The following is an 18973-nucleotide window of genomic DNA, read 5'->3' as shown; positions in this document are numbered from 1 at the left end:
CCTGTCCGCTCATCTGATTTCCAGTTGTTTGATCTTTTCTCGCCAGAAACCCACCTCACTGTTTAAAACAAGCAGCTTGGTTGCCAGGGAAAAAAACAACACAATAACGAGCAGGGAAACAGTTATGCCGAACAGGCTGCCGAAGACCAGGCTGAACAGGATCAGGCAACTGGTGATGGCCACAATTAGCATACTGGAAGCTCGGTGTTGGAGCCCAAGTTGCAGCACCAGGTGATGAAAGTGAGACCGGTCGGCCAGCAGGGGACTCGACCCGCGCTTGATCCGGCGCCGGTACACCCGCAACGAGTCGATGACAGGCAGGGCCAGCACGCCAAGAACAATAGCCAGCACGGTCTTGCTATTGGCCGTGCCCTGGGCAGAATGAATCATGGACAGCGACGACATGACCAGGATGAAGCCCAGGAACAGGGAACCGGCATCCCCCATAAATACCTTCTGCGTGCGGCTGAAATTCTTGGCCTACCTACCGTGCCTCCACTGCCGTGCTCACGGCCATGCTGCTCGCCGAAAAGAAACCCGGCGCTGCCCCCGCTCCGGCCGATGCTCCGGTTGCTACCGGCTCGGCCTGGAAGCGGAACCGGCTGGGCGTGCGGTAGAATGGTTTTTTGAAAAACATAAAAACGCCCGGCTGGATAGTCGGGCGTTTTTTACTTCTATGTATTTGAATGATCTACCGAATGAAAAAAATGTATTTTTAGTACAACCTTACTGATATTGGCCCCATCCCTCTACTTTGCACACTTCTATCTGGGTTATTAGCTACTTCAGCCTGCATAGCCTGTGTATGAAAGGAATTCAAATAATATAGCCCTCCATTAATTAGCCCGGCAACCTCATCGACTTTCAATACTTCTTCTTCAAATCTACCTCCTGACAAAGGAACTATGTATGCTAAGTTTAGCTCATAAACGCCCATACGATTTTGAAATATGGGAGAGTTTGCATTATCAGGCCTAAAGCTAATATTGTTCTCACCTCGATTAATTCCGGTGCTATGCATCCACACTTCCTCCTCAGCGTCTAGAGCACTGCGAAACCTAAAGAAAAAATCTCCATAAACAGATTTTCCTAAATATCCATCAGCTCCTTCAACTGCATAAGCATCTCTGATTCTAGTTTCTAAATGCTGATACGAATTACGAAATTTATTGAGCTTTGTAAACATAGGTTCTGCTTCCGCAGGCAACTCTAACCCTGTTCGTTTGATATAATGAATAGTACGATATCCATTATCCAGGAAGTTCCATATATCTGCTAAAACCAATTTCTTAGCAAGATTTCCACCCTGACCGTTTGAACCCGCGTCGGTACTGTAAGCTAAACGATTAGCTAAGCGAATACTAGTTTCGACTAGCCCATGTACTAGGGTGTCTATTGCATCAAAATTTAAGGCTACCTCATGATTATCCACGATATTAGCCATATGGCGAACTATGGAATCTTCAGGATAATGAATTATTATGGACATAAAATCAAAAATTAAGCAGAAAACAATTTATCACCTTATTCAGCAAAACAGCTAACCATCAATACAATTTAACTAAAATATAGTAATTTTATATAAAAATACAAATACTATTTACTTGACTGTAATTTATAATTTCTCCCCTACTCTATTTTCTCATGCCAGCAACCGCGCCTGGTGGGCGGCATTAATCAAGGCTGGGGCGTTTTTAAGGGTGGCTAGCACCACTTCCTTTGCGGCTTGCTGCAGCTCGTCGCGGCTGATGTCCCGGGCTTCTTCGCGCACCAGTTCCGAGAGAGCCTGGAAGGTAAATTGCAGCTTCTGCCGCCGGGGCCGCTCGGCCCGGATTTCCTCGCGCACCTCCGCAAAGTGGGCCTGAATTTTCAGGCGGCGCAGGTGAAACACCGAGTCGCTGGCCACCTGGGGCTGAATGGTGTCGAGGAGCTTGAGCAGGGGGAGCAGTTGGGTAGCCGTGGTGGCAGCCGCCGCTTTCAGGCGGAGGCGCTTGGCGGGTTTTGCCGCCGGAAGAGCTTCGGCCGGTGCCGGTTCCGAGGCGGTACTAAAGAAATCAGAAGAGTGCATGGTCAATCGCTAAATGCCGGAAAACCGGCCGCCAGGAACTCTAAGCTACACAAAACCCACCACCCCGCTACCACCAACCTTCCAATTACCCGCCCTGTCTGCAGCTTCGCAACGCAAAGGCGCCGTTGCGCCATGTATAGTTTGTCTCCTCGCACCGTCCAGACAATTCGGTTTAGCCTCCCGCGGCAGCCGGTTTGCGGAGCTTGTCAAGTATTATGAGAAAATGTAAAATACATGACAAAGGCCACAGAATAATTGTCGGTTATTTTTAACTAACGAAAAATACCTGACAGCTCCAGTCTATGCCCCGCCGTGCGCGAGTTTCGTTGAATGTGCTGGCCCGTGTGCGGGCCTGGTTTGGGTTGCGGCAGGATCAGCTGGCGTTGTTTCTGGGCGTGAGTCCATCGTTGGTGCAGGGCATAGAAAGCGGAAGGCGCAGGCTTACGGAGGAAGTAGCCTTGGCGCTGCTGCCCCTGCTGCAGCGTGTACCACCCGACTACAACGCCCCGCTCGAAGCCGCCGCCCCAGCATTGGCCCTACCGCCCGATGCGCCTGGCCCCGAGGCGGCGGAGCTGGATTTTCGGCGGCGCACCTGCCTGCAGCAGGCCGTGGGCTTGCGCCAAGAGGCCGATAAGCTAGCCGCGCAAGCTCGGGCCACCGCGCGCTGGGCCCAGGCTCTGCCGGCTCTCCTGACCACTTACCCAGCTCCTGCTCCCGACGACAACACGGAAACCGCGCAGCGCCGAATCTGGCTGCGGGGCTGGCTGCCACGGCAGGCCCGCCCCTTGCCACCGGCCACCAGCACCCGTTGGCACCTGCTGCAGGCCCACATCACGGCCCTGGAAGCGGAAGCCGCCGCCCTGGCGGCCCTGCTGGAGCCCCAGCAGCCAAAGTAGCCGCAGGGAATGCTAGTAACAGTGAGCAAAGCCACTTAGCCGCAAATGTTCCCGAAACCCGGGTCATGCGAAGCCTGTGACGCATCAAGCCAGGCACAAAGCCTCTCGCCCTTTTCGTTGGATTACGCTAGCAACATCAACACGCGAGATTCTGCGGACACTGGCTTGATACGCCACAGGCTCGGAATGACGTTCAAATGAAACAACTAAGGTAATCCGAACACGGACAACACATGGATCCTGACGGGTTTTAACCTAGTACCCCACCCACGCAACGGCACTTCTAAAACAGGGTGGCTACGTCGCGCACGCCGATGGGACGCTCTACCGTGAAGCCTTCCCCGAACTCTACGCCCACCGCGTGGCCGAACTCGCGGGCCCGGCCTTCCATGAAGTGCCAGAACTCCGGCGAGGAAATGTGCGTGTGGGGCTGGCCGTCGGCGGCTACGTTGAACTGGGAAGCGTAGGCGGCTACTGCGGCGCGCTTCTGCTGCCAAAAGGCAGAAATATCCACCACAAAGTCGGGCTTGATGTAGCGGTCCTGGATGAAGTGGTACACCTGCCGGGGGCGCCACGCAGCCTGAGGCTGGCCGTCATCTCCAAGGGTTTCTATCATCTTCAGGCCGGCCAGAAAGCAGGCATCGGAGGCCAGCGCGGAGCCCCGGCCGTGGTCGGGGTGCCGGTCGTGCACGGCGTTGCAGAAGACAATATCGGGCTGATAGCGGCGCACGGCGGCCACAATGGGTAGCTGGTGTTCCCGGTCGTTGCGGAAGAAGCCGTCGGGCAGGCCCAGGTTCTCGCGGGCCGCAATGCCGAGTAGCCGGGCCGCGTCGGCGGCTTCCTGGGCCCGGGTAGCAGGCGTACCGCGGGTGCCCAGCTCCCCGCGCGTGAGGTCTACGATGCCTACTTTTTTGCCTTGGGCAATAGCAGCCGCAATAGTGCCGCCGCAACACAGCTCCGCATCGTCGGGGTGTGAGGCCAGCACCAGAATATCAAGTTTCATTTTTGGGGACTTAGGGGCTTGGATTTCGGGAGCAGAAAAACACCATTGGGCAAAGCCTGGCGGACGCTACCGGGGTAGGCAAAAGTAGCAGGTACTGCGGTAGTCTGCTGCCTCTGCCCTCCTACGGCTGCAGGGCCCGCAGCTTTTCCTGTACGTCTTTGTCCTCGGGGTACAGGCGCAGGGCCTGTTGGTAGGCTTCAATGGCCTTAGGCTTGTTGGCCTGCCGCACGTACAAATCACCCCAGCGCGCAAACACAATGGACAACTGTGGAAACTGCTCCTGAGCCAGGTTGAGCAACGCCTCGGCGGCTGGAAGGTTAGCCGGTCGCCCGTTCAGGAGCTCGTAGACAAGGTAGGTGAGCTGGTACTCGTTGAGGTGCAGCTGACGGTAGCCGGCTACGGCCTCGGCTATCCGGCCCCGGCGCAGCTGCTCGCCCGGCAGCCACTGGTCGGGGGCCAGCCGGGGCAGCTGCTGGTTCAGCTCCGGAATGCGCAGCCCCCGCACCTGCCCGGCCGCGTCCCGCAGGAACACCCCGCGCAGGGCAAAGTCAGTGAAGGCTACGGTATCCGGGCCCACCGGGTACACCAGAATTTCAGGGCCGTCGTTGATGGTTTCCACCAAGTGCCCATCCTGGCGCCGAAACGTCACTACCTCGTCGGGGCCACGCTGGTAGCGGCCGGCATAGGCATCCAGATGCGTAGAGGCAGCAGCCAGGGGCTGAATGGCATCGGGCAGAAAACCGGGCCAGCCGTACACCTTGGCTACGGCCCGGCGCAGCTCCTTGCCCAGCTCCGCAGCGCCATTGTTGTTATTCATCATGATAACGACCCCATTGCCCCCTACCACGCTCCCGATGGCATACGCCAGAAAACCGGCATTCACGCCCGTGTGCTCGAAGTAGCGGGTGGCGTCGTCGGTACGGTCGGCGCGCTGCAGCAGGAAAGCCCCCAGACCCATCTGCTCCCGGTACGTGCCCTGCGACACCTCGGCCTGGGGCGTGAGCATGGCCCGGGCCGTGGCCTGGGTCAGCACCCGCCCGCGGCCCCGGTAGGCTTGCTGCACTTCCAGCAGAAACCGAGCAACATCGGCGGGGGTGGCGTAGAGCCCGGCCGCGGCTTGCTGCGGATACAGGTAGGGTACGCCCTTAAACCAGCTACTTTCTGAATAGGCCCAGGCTGCGCGCCCCGCCAATGCTGCCGGCAAGGGCTGGGCAAACGTGGCGCTGCGCATGCGCAGGGGCCGGAACAGCACCTCGTTGGTAAGGGCCGCAAAGTCCTGGCCGGTCACGTCCATTAGCGCCAGCTGGGCCACCAGGTAGCCCCCACCCGAGTATTGGAAGCCCGAGCCCGGCACTTGGTTTACTATCACCGGCCGGCTCTCGGCCTGGGGCTGCCCGCTGAGGATATCCACCACCGAAGGCAACGGGGCTTTTCCCGGGACAAACCCAAAGTAGGCCGACTGGCTGGTGCCGCCCTGGTGGCTGAGCAGCCGCCGCAAGGTGACGGGCTGCTGACGGGTAAACTCGTTTTCGGGCAGCTGCCAGGCTTTCAGGTAGGTATTGATGGGCGCGTCCAAACTCAGCTTGCCCGCCTGGACCAGTTGCAAGGCAGCCCCAGCCGTGACCAGCTTGGAAATAGACCCCGCCGAGAACAGCGTAGCCGCCGTGACGGGCAGGCGCTTGGTGGTATCGGCCCAGCCGTAGCCTTTCACCCACTCCACCCGATAGTTGTGGATGACGGCTATGCTCAGCCCCGGCACGCGGTGGTACTTCATCCGGTCCAGCAGGTTCCAGCCCGGTAGCCCGGCCACGGGCACGTAAGGCAGCAAGCTGTTTTCCACTGCCCGAATGCGGGCGGGCACCGACGCGGGCAAGGGGGCAGGAGCCGGTTGGGCAGCGACTCGAAAGGCATTCAGGCTGCTGAGCAAAAGCAGCCCCAGAAGGAACAGGCGCATAACACAGAGGGTAGTTGATGGCTGCAAACCTAGCCCGCAGCCGGCACCGAGTCGTCCCACTGGGTAGCTTGGTACTTCTTTTGGTACTCCCGGGGCGTGAGGCCGGTTTTTTCCTTGAATACCCGGTTGAAGGTGGTTTTGGAGTTGAAGCCCGCTTCCAGCGCCAGGGCCAGCACCGTGAGGCGGCGGGCATCGGGCGTGAGCAGCCGGCGCTTTACTTCCGCCAGCCGGTACCCATTCACCAGGTCGTAGAACGACTGACCCAGCCCGGCATTGATCAAGTGCGAGGCTAGGTTGGGGGTCAGGTTGAGGTGCTGGGCCAAGCTGTCGAGGGTGAGCTCCGGGTTGCGAAACAACTCTTCTTCCTCAAAAGCCGCTACCACCCGGCGCACCTGCTCGGGGTTGATTTCCTGGGGTTCCCGGCTTACCACGGAGGTAGCTGGTTCCAGCTCGGCTTCACCCGTTGTGTCCCCTACCGGGGCTGCCTCAGCGGGCATCCTACCAGTTGCTACGTGGGTTTTTACCCAGGCCAGCAGCGCCAAGCCATAGGCCAGCACGGGCAGCACCAAGCTGGTGAGGTAGAACTTGGGCGCCTGTTTCGGCAGATACCAACTGTTTACCAATGGGTCGAGCGCGGCGGCCCCATAAAACAGCCCTATTCCAAGCAAGCCCAACGTCAGCCAGCGCGGCGGCTTGGGTTGTTGCCGCAAAAACCGCAGGGCCAGGCCCGTATACAACAGCACGGACAGTACGGCTCCGTAATGCTCGACGTAGCGCGTAAAGGGCTTATGCACGGCCAGCCAAAACCAGGTTTTGGTATCAAACGACTGCAGGGCTACACTGCAATAAAACAGCACCTGCACCAGTACGGGCGCAAAGTGTGGCCACCGCAGCGGGCGCCCCCCATACAAAGCCCGTACGTAGGCGAGCAGCAAGGGCCCAAAGCCCCAGGAAAAAAACAGCGGGGTAAAATAAAGCCCCCGGTTCCGGTAGTACACGCCCGAGCGACTCAGAAAATAATCTATGACCTGTAGCGTGAGAGCCAGCACCAACAGGGCCAGCCACCGACTGCCCGGCCGGCGCGGCCCCGCCAGCAAGTAGGCGGCCGTTGTCAGCCCCTGCACCAGACAGAACAGCTGAAACACAACCCCCAGATCAAGGTGAACAAACATGGGCAGCAGGCAGGTACAGGACCGGAGGGCTAGGCTACCTGAAACAGGCAACCGTATTCCGGTCCGGGTGTTAAAAGGTAGGCATTCTTTCCGCTTTCAGGCACCGCTCCTACCAGGCCAATGTCACAAAAAAGCCCCGCCGGATAGAATTCGGCAGGGCTTGTAACGGTTGAGCTGGTTCAGGCTACTTAATCCGAATTGTGCGGCCGATGCGCAGGGTACTGAGGCCGCTGTTGAGGCGGCGAATCTGGGCCTGCGACACCCCGTACTTCTGGGCAATACCCGACACCGTGTCGCCGGAGCGGATGCGGTGCGTGACAGTGCGGCGGGCGGCGGCCGGCGCGTGCCGCTTAGCCGCCGCCCGGGCCCGCAGCGCCTGGTTGTAGTAGTTGAACAGCGCCGAGGTAATTTGAAAATTGTCGCCGCGCAGCTTGTAATCGGGAAAGTCGTACATGCGCTCCGGGTCAATGGGGTTGCCCTCATAGCGCACCTCAAAGTGCAGGTGGGAGCCGGTGCTGCGGCCGGTGCTGCCCCCGCGCCCAATCAGCTGGCCGGCCTTCACGAACGTGCCGGGCGTCACCAACGACTTCTGCAAGTGACCATAGAGGGTTTCCACGCCGTTGTAGTGGCGCACCAGAATGTAGTTGCCGTAGCCGGAGCCGTCCCACTTCACAATGCGCACTACCCCATCAAACACGGCTTTCACCGAGTCGCCGGTTTCCAAATCCAGGTCCACGCCGTAGTGCCAGCGGTAACCCCGGAAACCAAAGTCGGAAGTAAGCGGGGTTTCGGTGAGGGGCATTCTGCTGAAGCGCTGCTTTTCCGGCTCCACCAGGCGCAGGTTCAGGGTGTCACGAATGCGGCGCCCATCTACGCGGTAGGGGTTGATGTTGCGCGTATCCCAAATGGCGTAATAGCCGGCCACTTTAATCCAGGAAGAGTCAATGAGCACCTCCTCCGACATTTCCACGATCTGCTGCTCGCCCTCGTCCAGCGTAGTCGTGTCCTCACTCACAATGGACAGCTTCTTGGCTGGATTGAAGTAGATGGACTTCGAGGCCTCCGAGTCATCATCGGGCAGGTCTTCCGTTTTGATGAGCACGGTGGTATCGGGGCGCACATAGCGGATGGTCGGCGACTTGAACTTGAAAAAGTCCTTGCGCTTCCCGGAGGTCTTGCCTTTGGAGCTGGCAGGCGTCGTGCGGCGGCGCTGGGCCTGGACCTGCTCGGGGCAAGCCAGCAGCAACAGACACAGCACGAGGCCTAGCCAGAAAATTACTTTGGTCAGCAAATGCAGCGGGATTTAGGATGAGAGCTGGTAGCTGATGGCTACTAGCTGTTGGCCTCTAACGATTGGCTATTGATTTTCATGTGAGAAGCAGCAAACGAACTTCAACGCGCAATTCCCGGCGTTTTGCCGCCGGGAACTGCGCGTGCGGCTAAATGCGAACAGCTGATAGCCACCGGCCACCAGCAATTCATTAATGCAGGTCTTTGGCCGCCAGATACCGTTCGGCGTCCAAGGCGGCCATGCAGCCGGTACCGGCCGCCGTTACGGCTTGCCGGTAGGTGTAGTCCTGCACGTCGCCGCAGGCGAAAATGCCGTCCACGTTGGTTTTGCTGGTGCCGGGAATGGTCTTCAGATAGCCCTGCTCATCGTGGTGCAGGTAAGGCTGAAATATTTTGGAGTTAGGCTCGTGTCCAATAGCCACGAAGAAACCGTGAATCGGAATTTCGCGCGTTTCGTGGGTTAGTACATTTTTCACCCGCACGCCTTCCACGGCGTGCTCGCCCAGGATTTCATCCGTAACGGTATTCCACAGGATTTCAATCTTGGGGTTGTCTTCTACCCGCTTCTGCATGATTTTCGAGGCCCGCATTTCGCCTTTCCGAACCAGCATGTACACCTTGTTGCAAAGGTTGGCCAGGTAAGTCGCTTCTTCAGCAGCCGTGTCGCCGGCCCCCACAATGGCCACGTCCTTGCCCCGGTAGAAGAAACCGTCGCACACGGCGCAGGCCGACACGCCCGAGCCATTGAGGCGCTGCTCGGAGGGAATGCCCAGCCACTTAGCCGAGGCGCCGGTGGCAATAATCACGGCATCGGCCGTCAGCTCCGTCTGCTCATCGATGGTCACGCGGTGGGGCTGCCCCGAAAAGTCTACGGAGGTAGCCAGGCCGTAGCGGATATCCGTGCCGAAACGGGCGGCCTGCTTTTTCAGATCCTCCATCATTTCCGGTCCCATGATGCCGTCGGGGTAGCCGGGGAAGTTCTCCACATCGTTGGTGATGGTGAGTTGCCCGCCGGGCTGCAGGCCCTGGTACATCACGGGCTGCATGTTGGCCCGGGCTGCATAAATAGCTGCGGTATAGCCCGCTGGGCCCGAGCCGATAATCAAACACTTTACGTGTTCAGGAGTGGTAGTAGCCATGTTGAGAAGATAGCGCAGGCCTATGCCGGCGCCAGGAAGAGTTGGGTTTGGGAGTGCAAAGGTAACAGGTGCGGCGCAGTACGCGGCGCCCCCCCCGGCCCTATTGGCCGGTGGGCCGGTACCAGCACACCGGCCAGGCTACAACAAAAAACCCCAACCAAAGGTCAGGGTTTGTTGTGGTGGAGTAGAAAATCTACCCCAGATACGGTTTCAGGGCCTTGCTGCGCGAGGTGTGGCGCAGGCGGCGGATGGCTTTTTCCTTGATCTGACGCACCCGCTCGCGGGTGAGGTTGAACTTCTCGCCGATTTCTTCCAGCGTGAGGGAATGTTCCCCGTTCAAGCCGAAATAGAGCGTAATCACGTCGGCCTCGCGCTTAGTGAGCGTGCTCAGGGCGCGCTGCACTTCCTTGCGGAGGGAGTCGTTCATCAAGCCCATGTCGGGGCTTTCCTCGTCTTCGTTTTCGAGTACGTCGAGTAGGCGGTTTTCCTCGCCCTGCACAAACGGCGCATCCACCGATACGTGGCGACCCGAAATCTTGAGCGTGTCCACCACTTCCGAGGTCGTCAGCTCCAGTACTTCGGCTATTTCCTCGGGCGAAGGCTCCCGCTCAAACTTCTGCTCCAGCTCGGAGAAGGACTTGCTGATTTTGTTCAGCGAGCCTACCCGGTTCAGGGGCAGACGTACGATGCGCGACTGCTCAGCTAAGGCCTGCAGAATTGACTGGCGAATCCACCAAACGGCGTAGGAGATGAATTTAAAACCACGGGTTTCGTCGAAGCGCTTCGCGGCTTTAATCAGACCCAGGTTGCCCTCGTTGATCAAATCGCCCAGCGACAAGCCCTGGTTTTGGTACTGTTTGGCCACCGACACCACGAAGCGCAAGTTAGCCTTGGTGAGTTTTTCCAGCGCTTGCTGGTCACCTTCTTTGATGCGTTGCGCCAGCGTTACCTCCTCGTCGGGGGTTAGCAGATCCACCTTGCCAATTTCCTGGAGGTATTTATCCAGCGACTGGCTTTCGCGGTTGGTGATCTGCTTGCTGATTTTTAACTGTCTCATTGCGGGCGCGAGAGATTGGAGTTGAGGTTGCTAGTAACGTCGTTTCTTGTCCGGTTTACGGAAGATACCCAAACGCGGGTACCGGGCTTGATTGTGTGCAACACCCCGGTACCCGCGAAAGTTCGGCAGCGGCGGGTTAAGCTGCGCCGTTGGAGTCGGCAGCGCGCTCCGGTTTGGGCAGCAACACCTTGCGCGACAACCGGTACTTGCCCGTTTTCTTGTCGATATCCAGCAGTTTCACGTCAATCTCCTGGCCTACTTCCAGCACGCCTTCCAAGGTGGCCAAACGCTCGTGCGCTACCTCGGAAATGTGCAACAGCCCGTCTTTGCCCGGCATGATTTCCACGAAGGCACCGTAGGGCTGAATGCTCCGCACCTTGCCTTTGTAGGTCTCGCCCACTTCGGGGGTAGCCGCAATGGCCCGGATCCGGTCGATAGCCCCCTGCATGTCTTCCTGGTTGGAAGCGTAGATGCTCACGTGGCCTTTCTCGTCCTTCTCCTCGATGATAACCGTGGCGTTGGTATCCTTCTGGATCTGCTGAATGACTTTGCCACCGGGCCCGATAACAGCGCCGATGTATTCCTTATCGATCAGCATTTTGTGCGAGCGAGGCGTATGCGGCTTCAGCTCGGCAGCCGGCGCGGCAATGGTCTTAGCCATTTCGCGCAGGATGTGCAGGCGGCCTTCGCGGGCCTGGTGTAGGGCCGCCGTCATGATTTCGGCGCTCAGGCCCTGGATTTTGATGTCCATCTGGCAAGCCACGATACCCTTCTCGGTGCCGGTTACTTTGAAGTCCATGTCGCCGAGGTGGTCCTCATCGCCCAGGATATCGGACAGCACGGCGTACTCGCCGGTTTCCTTGTCCTGCACAAGGCCCATGGCAATACCCGAAACGGCGGCGCGTACCGGAATACCCGCATCCATCAGGGCCATCGAACCAGCGCAAACCGTCGCCATCGACGAAGAGCCGTTCGACTCCAGGATGTCCGACACGATGCGCACGGTGTAGGGGTTCTCGTCGTCGGAAGGCATTACCTTCTTCAAGGAGCGTTGGGCCAGGTTACCGTGGCCGATTTCGCGGCGGCCGGGGCCGCGGTTGGGCTTCACCTCACCGGTCGAGAAGGCCGGGAAATTGTAGTGCAGCATGAACTTGCTGTAGCCCGAGGTCATGGCCGTGTCGATGATCTGCTCATCGAGCTTGGTGCCGAGGGCAACCGTGGTCAGCGACTGGGTTTCGCCGCGGGTGAACAGGGCCGAACCGTGGGCACCGGGCAGGTAGTTTACCTCGCTCCAGATGGGGCGAATTTCCGTTAGCTGGCGACCATCGAGGCGGGTGCGCTCCTTGATCATCATGTCGCGGATGGCCTTCTTCTCGGCCGAGCCGTAGTAGCGGCCGAACATTTTCTGGTCCAGCTCGGGGTTTTCGGCGAGCAGCTGCTCCAGCAAAGGCTTTTTAATAGCACCAAAAGCCTCCTTACGGCCCGCCTTGCTGGTATTGCCCGACTTGGCTACCTCGTAAGCCCCCTGATATACGGCCTCGGTGATGCGCTGCTTCAGCTCATCGTTTTCCTCGTATTTGGGATACTCGCGCTTCACGTGGGATTTTTCCACGGCGGCGGCCAATTCCTGCTGTACGCGAACCTGCTCCTTGATGGCTTCGTGGGCAAAGGCAATGGCTTCCACCATTTCCTCTTCGCTCACTTCGTTCATTTCGCCTTCCACCATGGCTACCGAATCGGCCGTGGCTCCTACGATCAGGTCGATGTCGGCGCGGGCAATGTCGGCGGTCAGGGGGTTGATTTGCAGCTTGCCGTCGATGCGGGCCACACGAACCTCCGAGATGGGGCCGGCGAAGGGAATATCCGAAATCGACAGAGCAGCCGAAGCGGCCAGGGCGGCCAGGGCGTCGGGCTGCACGGTCTTATCGGCCGAAATCAGCGTAATCATTACCTGCACCTCGTAGTGATAGTCCTTGGGGAACATCGGGCGCAGGATGCGGTCTACGATGCGGCACACCAGAATCTCGTAGTCCGACAAGCGGCCTTCGCGACGCTGGAACGAGCCGGGAATGTTACCGGCACCGCCAAATTTCTCCTGGTAATCAACCGACAGGGGCAGGAAATCCACGTCGCCGCGGGCGCTGGGCTGCGACACGACGGTAGCCAGCAGCATGGCGTCGCCGAGGCGCACTACCACGGCACCATCCGCGAATTTGGCCAGCTTGCCGGTTTCCAGGGTAATCTGCCGACCATCCGGCAGGGCAATGCTCTTGGTAATAGCGTTGTAATTGGGCATCTTCTCAGTTTGCTTGAAAAAGCGACAGCGGGCGAGCAGCCGTAAAAAGCGGGCCGGCAGCGGCCCCCTTTTGCTCTAGGTAGGAATTTTCGGGGGAAGAGCAGTCTGTGGGATTACGCCGCTGACCAGACTGCCCAAAAAAAGAGCAGGGAACCTTTGAAAAAAGGCTCCCTGCTCCATTAGGGCGAGGTTACTTGCGGATACCCAGCTCTTTAATGATTGCGCGGTAGCGGTTGATTTCGCGGTGCTGCAGGTAATCCAACAGACGACGACGCTTACCTACAAGCTTCAGCAGACCCAGGCGGGTCGAGAAGTCTTTTTTGTTCACCTTCAGGTGTTCCGTCAGGTGGTTGATGCGGTGCGTGAAGAGCGCAATTTGCGATTCGGCCGAACCGGTATCGGTGGTAGACTTCTGCAGGCTGCTTTTCTCGAAAATAGCCTGTTTTGCTTCGGTAGTGAGTTTCATCGGCAGATAGGTTTCCCCGTCTTGGATTTAAAAATGAAATTATGCATTACCCCGCACCTCGGGGTGCCGCAAAGGTAACGGTTTTTTCGGCTGTATCACTACCCCACAGTCGAAAAACCACCTTGGTTGCTAGGCTTTCGGGGCACCGCCCAAAAACTTCGGCAAGCGGGCGGGCAGGCGGCGCCAGAAGTCTACTTCCAGCAAGCCGGAGTCGTGGCGGGCCTGGTTTAGGAAGAACACGCCAATGGGCAGCAGAATCAGGTTGGCCATCCACATGCCGATGCCCACGGGCATCACTCCTTCCCGCCCATATTTCTCCCCAATAATGGACAGCACATAGAATACGATAAAGAAGATGATGGAAATCAGCACGGGCACGCCCAGGCCTCCTTTCTTAATGATAGAGCCAAGCGGGGCTCCAATCAGGAACATAATCAGGATGGCCGCCGACTGGGTGTACTTGCGGTAGATTTCGATGCGGTAGTTGTTGGTGTCGCGGGCAATTTCGGCCAGGCGGATCTGGGAGCTGGTGATAGAAGACTGTACGTTGCGGGCCCGGTCAGTGGCGTTTTGCACCAGCCCGGGCGTAAGGGGCGTCAGGCGGCGCACCGGAATGCGTTTCCACTGGGCCAGTCGCTCCCGCTGGGTTTGCCCCGTTGTATCTACCCGCAGATGTGAATAGTAGGAATTTAGCTCGGCGGTGGTCTTCAGGCGTTCCACGCCTAGTTGTCGCTGTAGCGAGTCGGTGTAGCTGTGAAGTTGCTGCAGGTTCTTCATCATCTTGTTTTCCGAAAACAGCTCTTCCTTGGTGCGGTCCAGGTTAAAGGAAGCCAGTGAGAAGGTTATCAGGTTCCGGCGAAAATTCTGGCGCATAAAGCCGGTTTCGGAGCGGTTGTTGGCCTCGGGCTGCTCGATGTAGCTGGTTCCGCTATAGAGCTCCAGACTCAGGTATTGCCCCCCAAAGCGGGTAAACATCCGGCCGGAGTCGGCCAGAATGATGGCCGAATTGCCGGCGCTGCGGGAATGGTCGTAGATCATGACGCCGTGCAGCCGGTCCCCGTTTTCGCCCAGCTTCTTGTTTACCTTGATGGTATACCCCGGAATACCGTTGTAGAAGATGCCTTCCCGGATATCGAGGGCCAGCTTTTGCTGGCGCACGTCCCAGAGCAGGCTATAGGCTTTCAGGTTAGCCTTGGGTACAATGGTGTTGTTGAACCAGAAGGCTCCCCCCGCCAGCAGCAAACTCACCAGCAGCACCGGGCGCAGGATGCGGGGCAAGGAAATTCCCGACGTTTTGATGGCCGTCAGCTCCTGGTGCTCCCCCAGCGTGCCATACGTCATGAGGGAGGAAAGCAGCACAGCCAGCGGCAGGGAAATGGGGACAATCAGGATGCTAAAGAAAGCCAGCAACTGGGCCAGCACGCCCCCGCCCAAATCCTTGCCGATGATGTCATCGAGGTATTTGAGCATGTACTGGGTGAGCAGAATGAACTGCACCACCGCGAACGTGAGAAAGAAAGGCCCGGCAAAGGCCTGTAGAATCAGTTTATCGAGTTTTTTCATAAAGGATGCAGCGCGCCCGGCGGGCTCCCGGCTGCCAATAAGAAAGCGTAAGCAAAACGAAAGTACCGCTCGTTTTGCTTACGCCCAGAAGAAGCGCGGCTGGCAGCAGCTAGCCGCCCACCTGCTCCCGCAGATTCTGTACCAAATTATCCCACATTTCCTGCAGCTCAATTTCATCGGTTTCCTCCGAGTAATCAATCACCCGCAGGAATACTTCCTGGGTCAGCTCCGAGGACTCGATGGTGAAGTCGAGGAAGTTGGCATCCGGGGTGTGACGGCGGTTTTTGTCGAGGAAGACAAAGCGCACCGACCGGTTGGTGCGGTGGGAGTTCATTTCCGCGTAGTGGTCCTGCCCATCCCAGGTGAAAATAAAATGGTGCTGCTCGTCCAGGCGTACTTTCTGGCAAAACCAGTGCCCCAGGCCGGAGGCGCTGGCCAAGTAAGGGTATAAGATCTTAGGCGAGGCGTTAATGGGGTATTCTACCGTGAACCGGTGTTTGGAGCGAGTAGCGGAGAGCGGCATAAGCAGATGAAAAACAAACCGAAGGCCAATCAGTGCACAGCCGCACCGTGGGTTTGCGGCAAGATAATGGGTTTTTTTTTGCGCCAACGCTTGCGCCGCTACAAATCTTGTGGCTACCTTTGCGGCACCAAAAACCCGGCGGGGTAGCTCAGTTGGTTAGAGCACAGGATTCATAACCCTGAGGTCACGAGTTCAACTCTCGTCCCCGCTACTTTCAAAAACCGCATAGAACATATGTTCTATGCGGTTTTTTCGTGCCTGTTATTTTTTTATCACAGTTTTATAACACGCTATGTTTTCGCCTGACTATGAACCGCGCCTATTCGACGCGGACGGCGACCTATCCAAGCGCTGGTACATCGACTACCGGATATGGGATACGGACAAGCAAGCCTTCGTTCGGAAGCAGTATACGGGTATGAACAAGTACACCACGCTCCGCGACCGGCGCCGGGTGTGCAAAGAGAAGCTTGCTGAAATCCGCACCTTATTAAAGGAAGGCTACACCACCGGCACTACCCCAGCTGTCACATTAGGATTAGACCCACGGACTGCGACCGTACTGGATGCCCTCACATGGGTAGTAGAGCGTAAGGCCGCTGCTGGAATTGGTACTGAGTTCTATTTAGTGGCCCAAAGGAAAGTAAAGGAGTTTCCCACCTTCGGTAACCTTCCTATGCGCTATCTGAACCTGGCCCACATCAACAAGTTCCTGGACGAGCAGAGCAAGCGCGGCATCTCGGCCAAGACATACAATAACTATAGGAATAGCCTGAACGCCCATTTTAACTACCTGGTCAAAAACGAAATTCTAAACCGGAACCCGGCCGCACCAACCGAACTGCGCAAGGTAGAGGCCTCCCCTATTCACGTACCCTATACCGAACCCGAGCGCCGGGCTATTACGGCCGAAATAGAAGCGCGGGGCGACCATCAACTACTCCTATATATAAGCTTCATTTACTACTGCTTTATAAGGAGTGGTACCGAGCTACGATTACTCCGCGTTCGAGACCTGCGCGAGAAGACTATTCTAGTACCGGCGTCCCGGGCCAAGAACAGCCGGGCCGAACACGTAGCCATATTGCCCAAGCTAGCTGCCATGATTGACGCGGCCGGCATTCGCAGCTACCCGCCCGACTATTACGTGTTCACGAAGGACCAGAAGCCAGGCACCGTCCCCGTAGGAAAGAACTGGTTTGCAAAACGGCACCGCAAGGTCCTTATGGCTGTGGGCCTGGCTGACGGTGAACATACCGTATATGGCTACAAGCATACCGGCGCTATCAATCTGTACCTGGCCACGAAGGATATAGAGCTAGTACGCCGGCATTGTCGCCACGCCCACGCCGGCATTACAGCAACTTACCTGCGCGAGTTGGGAATGTTTGACGACGATGAGCAGCTGGCTAAGATGCCTGATTTTTAACCTTAGCTTTTTTTCCAAATCAGTAATAAGCAACGCATAGCTTCTCTATTCCGTGATTTCAATGTTCCTAGGGGCATATCTAGATGCTTAGCTGTTTCCTCAACAGACATTTGCTGATAAAAGCGGTACTCTAATACTTCTCTGTAGATGGGCTTCAGGTAAGCCAGACAGGTAGCTAAATCGGAACTAAGCATACTTGCGGCAGGGGTAGCCATTTGCTTGGCCGGGATACAACCAATTATATCATCCATCTTAGTCCATTGCCGGTTAGCTTTTAACCGAAGTGTGTCAATTGCCTGGTGCTGGCATATGTTTAACGCCCAAGTGAATAGGCGACTTCTCCCAGCATCATAGTGAGCAAAACTGAGCCATATTTTTAGCATGCTCTCCTGTAATACGTCATCTGCCATATCAGGGCTTTTGACAATGCGCAGGATAACCCGATAGAGGGCAGCGCGATAGTTACTATAGAAGATGGTCATTGCAGACTCATCACGCGCGTACAAACGTTGAACTAGGTTCGCTTCACTCTCAGCAGAGTAACGCGGTACTGCAGAAGACATGTAGATATAGGGGGTAAATGGCTATTTCCCTAGTACGGATGAGTTGGTAGAATGTGGCAGGTACTGGGATATTTTGACAGCATTATTTCGCTGGTCATACACGTGTACTTGGTAAAAACGACAGCAGATTTTCGTCAATGTGCGCGCTCAGGATCTGGAAACCGACAGCGTTCCGAAGCCTGGCCAGCTGCTGCAGCCGGCCAAACCGACAGCAGCCCTACGCGGGCGTTGTGCGCAATAGTTCGTGGGCAAGTATTACGCGCTCCGCTGGCTTTAAGTGTTTCAGGCTGGCAAGCCCTTTTTTTACCCTAGCTGATAGGCCCGTACCAGCCGGCAAACCAAACAGAGCCGGCGCGGCTTCGGCCTGGCCCAAGTCCCGGCGTAGGCGCTGCATTTCCTGGTCCAGTAGCTGGCCTTGCTCCTTAAGCCGTTCCCGTTCCTCATTGGTGTACACCCGTAGGCCCCGGTCGGTGGTGCGCAGGCGCGACGTGATGGTTTCGCGGTACTTGGCCAACGCCTCCAGCATCTTGTAGGCGTCCGCTTGTGGCCCCCGCTTTGCCAGGTCGTTAAGGTCAGTACACCCGCCCCGGTCGCACTCGGGGAAAAGCCGCGGCTTGCCCCACGCCAACCGCTTTTCGATTAGCTGATCAAACTCCTCCCGGCTTACCTTCTGGTGCTTGGCATCGGAGTAGAAGAAATTGAAGCAGTCCGACTCGTGGGTGTTCGTCATTTCAGGATGCTTTCCCCGAAGCTGGCCTACCCAGGTGGCGAACTTCTCCAGGTAGGGAAACTCCGTGCGGTTATCCTGGCTTAGCGTGTCGAGGAACAACCCGCCCGGCGTCAAGTGGCTCCACGCCTCCAGCTTGGCTGCCTTGCCTTTGAAGGCCCGCGAAAGCTCCCCTTTCTTGGTCGGCTTAAGGTTACGGGCCTGGTCACCGTCGCGCATCAGCTTGTAGGCTTTCAAGTCCTCTACCAAGCTTTCGGCGTTGCCGGAACGGTTCGCGTCTACCCGGGCAAATTGGATGGCTTCGGCCTCCGTGCCCCGGAACTGGCGCACCGGCACGTAGGGAGCTTTCCGGCGCTTCATTCCTTCTAAACGGGAATGGCCACTGAGCACAAAGACTTTCCGCTGCAGCGGGTCGGCCCATACCACCAGCGGGTCGAACTTGTTGGGGTCGTAGTGCTTGGCCACCGCTTCGGCTGATAGTTCGCTGAATGCGTCCTGGCGGTTCTGGAATCGTTCGGGGTCGGTGTGGAGTAGGTAGGTCGGGAAGTTCTCCGCTACACAGCCGCTTTTCAGCTGGTACGCGCCCCCTTCCTTTTCCTCTCCTACGTGCCCTTCCTGGCAGGGACAGCCGATGGCCCCATGTTGCTTTGCGTAAAGCACCTCCACGGCCGTAGCCGTGCGCGGTAGCCCGACCCGTTCTGCAGCGCGGGCCAGTAGCTGGCTATGCTCAGGGTCAACCACACTGAAACCGGCTTTGCGCTGCAAGTCCATTTGCTTGCCGAAGGGTAGCCGGTCGAACCACGTGTTAAAGTCTGCGAAAGTCATTG

17 protein-coding genes and 1 tRNA gene are annotated in these 18973 nt (G+C 57.6%); 3 read left to right on the top strand and 15 right to left on the bottom strand.

The window, feature by feature from the left end; genetic code table 11:
* Positions 1-9 precede the first annotated feature (9 nt).
* From HER32_RS00405 to HER32_RS00395, 3 genes are all read right to left on the bottom strand, one after another.
* Entirely contained in the window at positions 10-447 is a 438-nt protein-coding gene (locus HER32_RS00405; RefSeq protein ID WP_168679606.1) for a hypothetical protein, read from the bottom strand.
* 268 nt (positions 448-715) lie between these two features.
* A complete protein-coding gene (locus HER32_RS00400) occupies positions 716-1489 on the bottom strand; it encodes a hypothetical protein (protein ID WP_168679604.1) in 774 nt (257 codons plus the stop codon).
* A 153-nt stretch (positions 1490-1642) separates the two neighbouring features.
* Positions 1643-2068, bottom strand: a complete 426-nt coding sequence (locus HER32_RS00395; protein WP_168679602.1) for a hypothetical protein — start codon at positions 2066-2068, stop codon at positions 1643-1645.
* A gap of 302 nt (positions 2069-2370) precedes the next feature.
* On the opposite strand from HER32_RS00395, the gene HER32_RS00390 reads away from it, so the two are divergent.
* Positions 2371-2964 (top strand): helix-turn-helix domain-containing protein, encoded by a 594-nt coding sequence (locus HER32_RS00390; protein ID WP_168679600.1) that lies wholly within the window; start codon positions 2371-2373, stop codon positions 2962-2964.
* 283 nt (positions 2965-3247) lie between these two features.
* Here HER32_RS00390 and bshB1 read toward each other — a convergent pair whose 3' ends face one another.
* The 10 genes from bshB1 to HER32_RS00340 form a co-directional block, all read right to left on the bottom strand.
* Positions 3248-3967 carry a bacillithiol biosynthesis deacetylase BshB1 gene (gene bshB1 / locus HER32_RS00385; protein WP_149072528.1) on the bottom strand — a complete coding sequence of 240 codons (720 nt, stop codon included), beginning with the start codon at positions 3965-3967 and terminating at the stop codon, positions 3248-3250.
* 121 nt (positions 3968-4088) lie between these two features.
* Positions 4089-5921 (bottom strand): serine hydrolase domain-containing protein, encoded by a 1833-nt coding sequence (locus HER32_RS00380; RefSeq protein ID WP_168679598.1) that lies wholly within the window; start codon positions 5919-5921, stop codon positions 4089-4091.
* Positions 5922-5950: 29 nt separating this feature from the next.
* On the bottom strand, positions 5951-7093 hold the full coding sequence (locus HER32_RS00375) for a helix-turn-helix domain-containing protein (RefSeq protein ID WP_168679596.1): 1143 nt from the start codon (positions 7091-7093) through the stop codon (positions 5951-5953).
* A 184-nt stretch (positions 7094-7277) separates the two neighbouring features.
* The gene (locus tag HER32_RS00370) at positions 7278-8384 is read right to left on the bottom strand and encodes a peptidoglycan DD-metalloendopeptidase family protein (protein WP_232066326.1); all 1107 of its coding nucleotides are present in this window, start codon (positions 8382-8384) and stop codon (positions 7278-7280) included.
* 190 nt (positions 8385-8574) lie between these two features.
* Positions 8575-9522 carry a thioredoxin-disulfide reductase gene (gene trxB, locus HER32_RS00365; protein ID WP_168679594.1) on the bottom strand — a complete coding sequence of 316 codons (948 nt, stop codon included), beginning with the start codon at positions 9520-9522 and terminating at the stop codon, positions 8575-8577.
* 193 nt (positions 9523-9715) lie between these two features.
* On the bottom strand, positions 9716-10579 hold the full coding sequence (locus HER32_RS00360) for an RNA polymerase sigma factor RpoD/SigA (protein WP_044513580.1): 864 nt from the start codon (positions 10577-10579) through the stop codon (positions 9716-9718).
* Positions 10580-10715: 136 nt separating this feature from the next.
* Positions 10716-12875: a polyribonucleotide nucleotidyltransferase gene (gene pnp, locus HER32_RS00355; RefSeq protein ID WP_149072524.1), complete on the bottom strand. Its 2160-nt coding sequence runs from the start codon at positions 12873-12875 to the stop codon at positions 10716-10718.
* Positions 12876-13065: 190 nt separating this feature from the next.
* Positions 13066-13341 (bottom strand): 30S ribosomal protein S15, encoded by a 276-nt coding sequence (rpsO, locus tag HER32_RS00350; protein WP_149072523.1) that lies wholly within the window; start codon positions 13339-13341, stop codon positions 13066-13068.
* A gap of 129 nt (positions 13342-13470) precedes the next feature.
* The gene (locus tag HER32_RS00345) at positions 13471-14904 is read right to left on the bottom strand and encodes an LptF/LptG family permease (RefSeq protein WP_149072522.1); all 1434 of its coding nucleotides are present in this window, start codon (positions 14902-14904) and stop codon (positions 13471-13473) included.
* A gap of 109 nt (positions 14905-15013) precedes the next feature.
* Positions 15014-15427 (bottom strand): START-like domain-containing protein, encoded by a 414-nt coding sequence (locus HER32_RS00340; RefSeq protein WP_149072521.1) that lies wholly within the window; start codon positions 15425-15427, stop codon positions 15014-15016.
* 137 nt (positions 15428-15564) lie between these two features.
* Between HER32_RS00340 and HER32_RS00335 the strand changes: the two genes are divergently transcribed.
* Both HER32_RS00335 and HER32_RS00330 read left to right on the top strand, forming a co-directional pair.
* Positions 15565-15638, top strand: a tRNA-Met gene (locus HER32_RS00335).
* 81 nt (positions 15639-15719) lie between these two features.
* Positions 15720-16856 (top strand): site-specific integrase, encoded by a 1137-nt coding sequence (locus tag HER32_RS00330; RefSeq protein ID WP_168679592.1) that lies wholly within the window; start codon positions 15720-15722, stop codon positions 16854-16856.
* A 2-nt stretch (positions 16857-16858) separates the two neighbouring features.
* Here the strand turns inward: HER32_RS00330 and HER32_RS00325 are convergent, their stop codons facing one another.
* Together HER32_RS00325 and HER32_RS00320 are read right to left on the bottom strand one after the other, a co-directional pair.
* The gene (locus HER32_RS00325; RefSeq protein WP_168679590.1) at positions 16859-17419 is read right to left on the bottom strand and encodes an RNA polymerase sigma factor; all 561 of its coding nucleotides are present in this window, start codon (positions 17417-17419) and stop codon (positions 16859-16861) included.
* A 217-nt stretch (positions 17420-17636) separates the two neighbouring features.
* Positions 17637-18971: a hypothetical protein gene (locus tag HER32_RS00320; RefSeq protein WP_168679588.1), complete on the bottom strand. Its 1335-nt coding sequence runs from the start codon at positions 18969-18971 to the stop codon at positions 17637-17639.
* Positions 18972-18973: the final 2 nt, after the last annotated feature.

The organism is Hymenobacter sp. BT18, assembly GCF_012273015.1.
Lineage (GTDB): Bacteria > Bacteroidota > Bacteroidia > Cytophagales > Hymenobacteraceae > Hymenobacter > Hymenobacter lutimineralis.
The sequence above is the reverse complement of the archived record's forward strand: the minus strand, read 5'-3'. Positions and strand labels throughout refer to the sequence as shown.

Coding starts and splice junctions, on each gene's coding strand:
- HER32_RS00405 (WP_168679606.1), bottom strand. CDS start 447: ATGGGGGATGCCGGTTCCCTGTTCCTGGGCTTCATCCTGGTCATGTCG.
- pnp (WP_149072524.1), bottom strand. CDS start 12,875: ATGCCCAATTACAACGCTATTACCAAGAGCATTGCCCTGCCGGATGGT.
- HER32_RS00395 (WP_168679602.1), bottom strand. CDS start 2,068: ATGCACTCTTCTGATTTCTTTAGTACCGCCTCGGAACCGGCACCGGCC.
- HER32_RS00330 (WP_168679592.1), top strand. CDS start 15,720: ATGTTTTCGCCTGACTATGAACCGCGCCTATTCGACGCGGACGGCGAC.
- bshB1 (WP_149072528.1), bottom strand. CDS start 3,967: ATGAAACTTGATATTCTGGTGCTGGCCTCACACCCCGACGATGCGGAG.
- HER32_RS00400 (WP_168679604.1), bottom strand. CDS start 1,489: ATGTCCATAATAATTCATTATCCTGAAGATTCCATAGTTCGCCATATG.
- HER32_RS00375 (WP_168679596.1), bottom strand. CDS start 7,093: ATGTTTGTTCACCTTGATCTGGGGGTTGTGTTTCAGCTGTTCTGTCTG.
- HER32_RS00325 (WP_168679590.1), bottom strand. CDS start 17,419: ATGTCTTCTGCAGTACCGCGTTACTCTGCTGAGAGTGAAGCGAACCTA.
- HER32_RS00360 (WP_044513580.1), bottom strand. CDS start 10,579: ATGAGACAGTTAAAAATCAGCAAGCAGATCACCAACCGCGAAAGCCAG.
- HER32_RS00320 (WP_168679588.1), bottom strand. CDS start 18,971: ATGACTTTCGCAGACTTTAACACGTGGTTCGACCGGCTACCCTTCGGC.
- HER32_RS00340 (WP_149072521.1), bottom strand. CDS start 15,427: ATGCCGCTCTCCGCTACTCGCTCCAAACACCGGTTCACGGTAGAATAC.
- rpsO (WP_149072523.1), bottom strand. CDS start 13,341: ATGAAACTCACTACCGAAGCAAAACAGGCTATTTTCGAGAAAAGCAGC.
- trxB (WP_168679594.1), bottom strand. CDS start 9,522: ATGGCTACTACCACTCCTGAACACGTAAAGTGTTTGATTATCGGCTCG.
- HER32_RS00345 (WP_149072522.1), bottom strand. CDS start 14,904: ATGAAAAAACTCGATAAACTGATTCTACAGGCCTTTGCCGGGCCTTTC.
- HER32_RS00380 (WP_168679598.1), bottom strand. CDS start 5,921: ATGCGCCTGTTCCTTCTGGGGCTGCTTTTGCTCAGCAGCCTGAATGCC.
- HER32_RS00390 (WP_168679600.1), top strand. CDS start 2,371: ATGCCCCGCCGTGCGCGAGTTTCGTTGAATGTGCTGGCCCGTGTGCGG.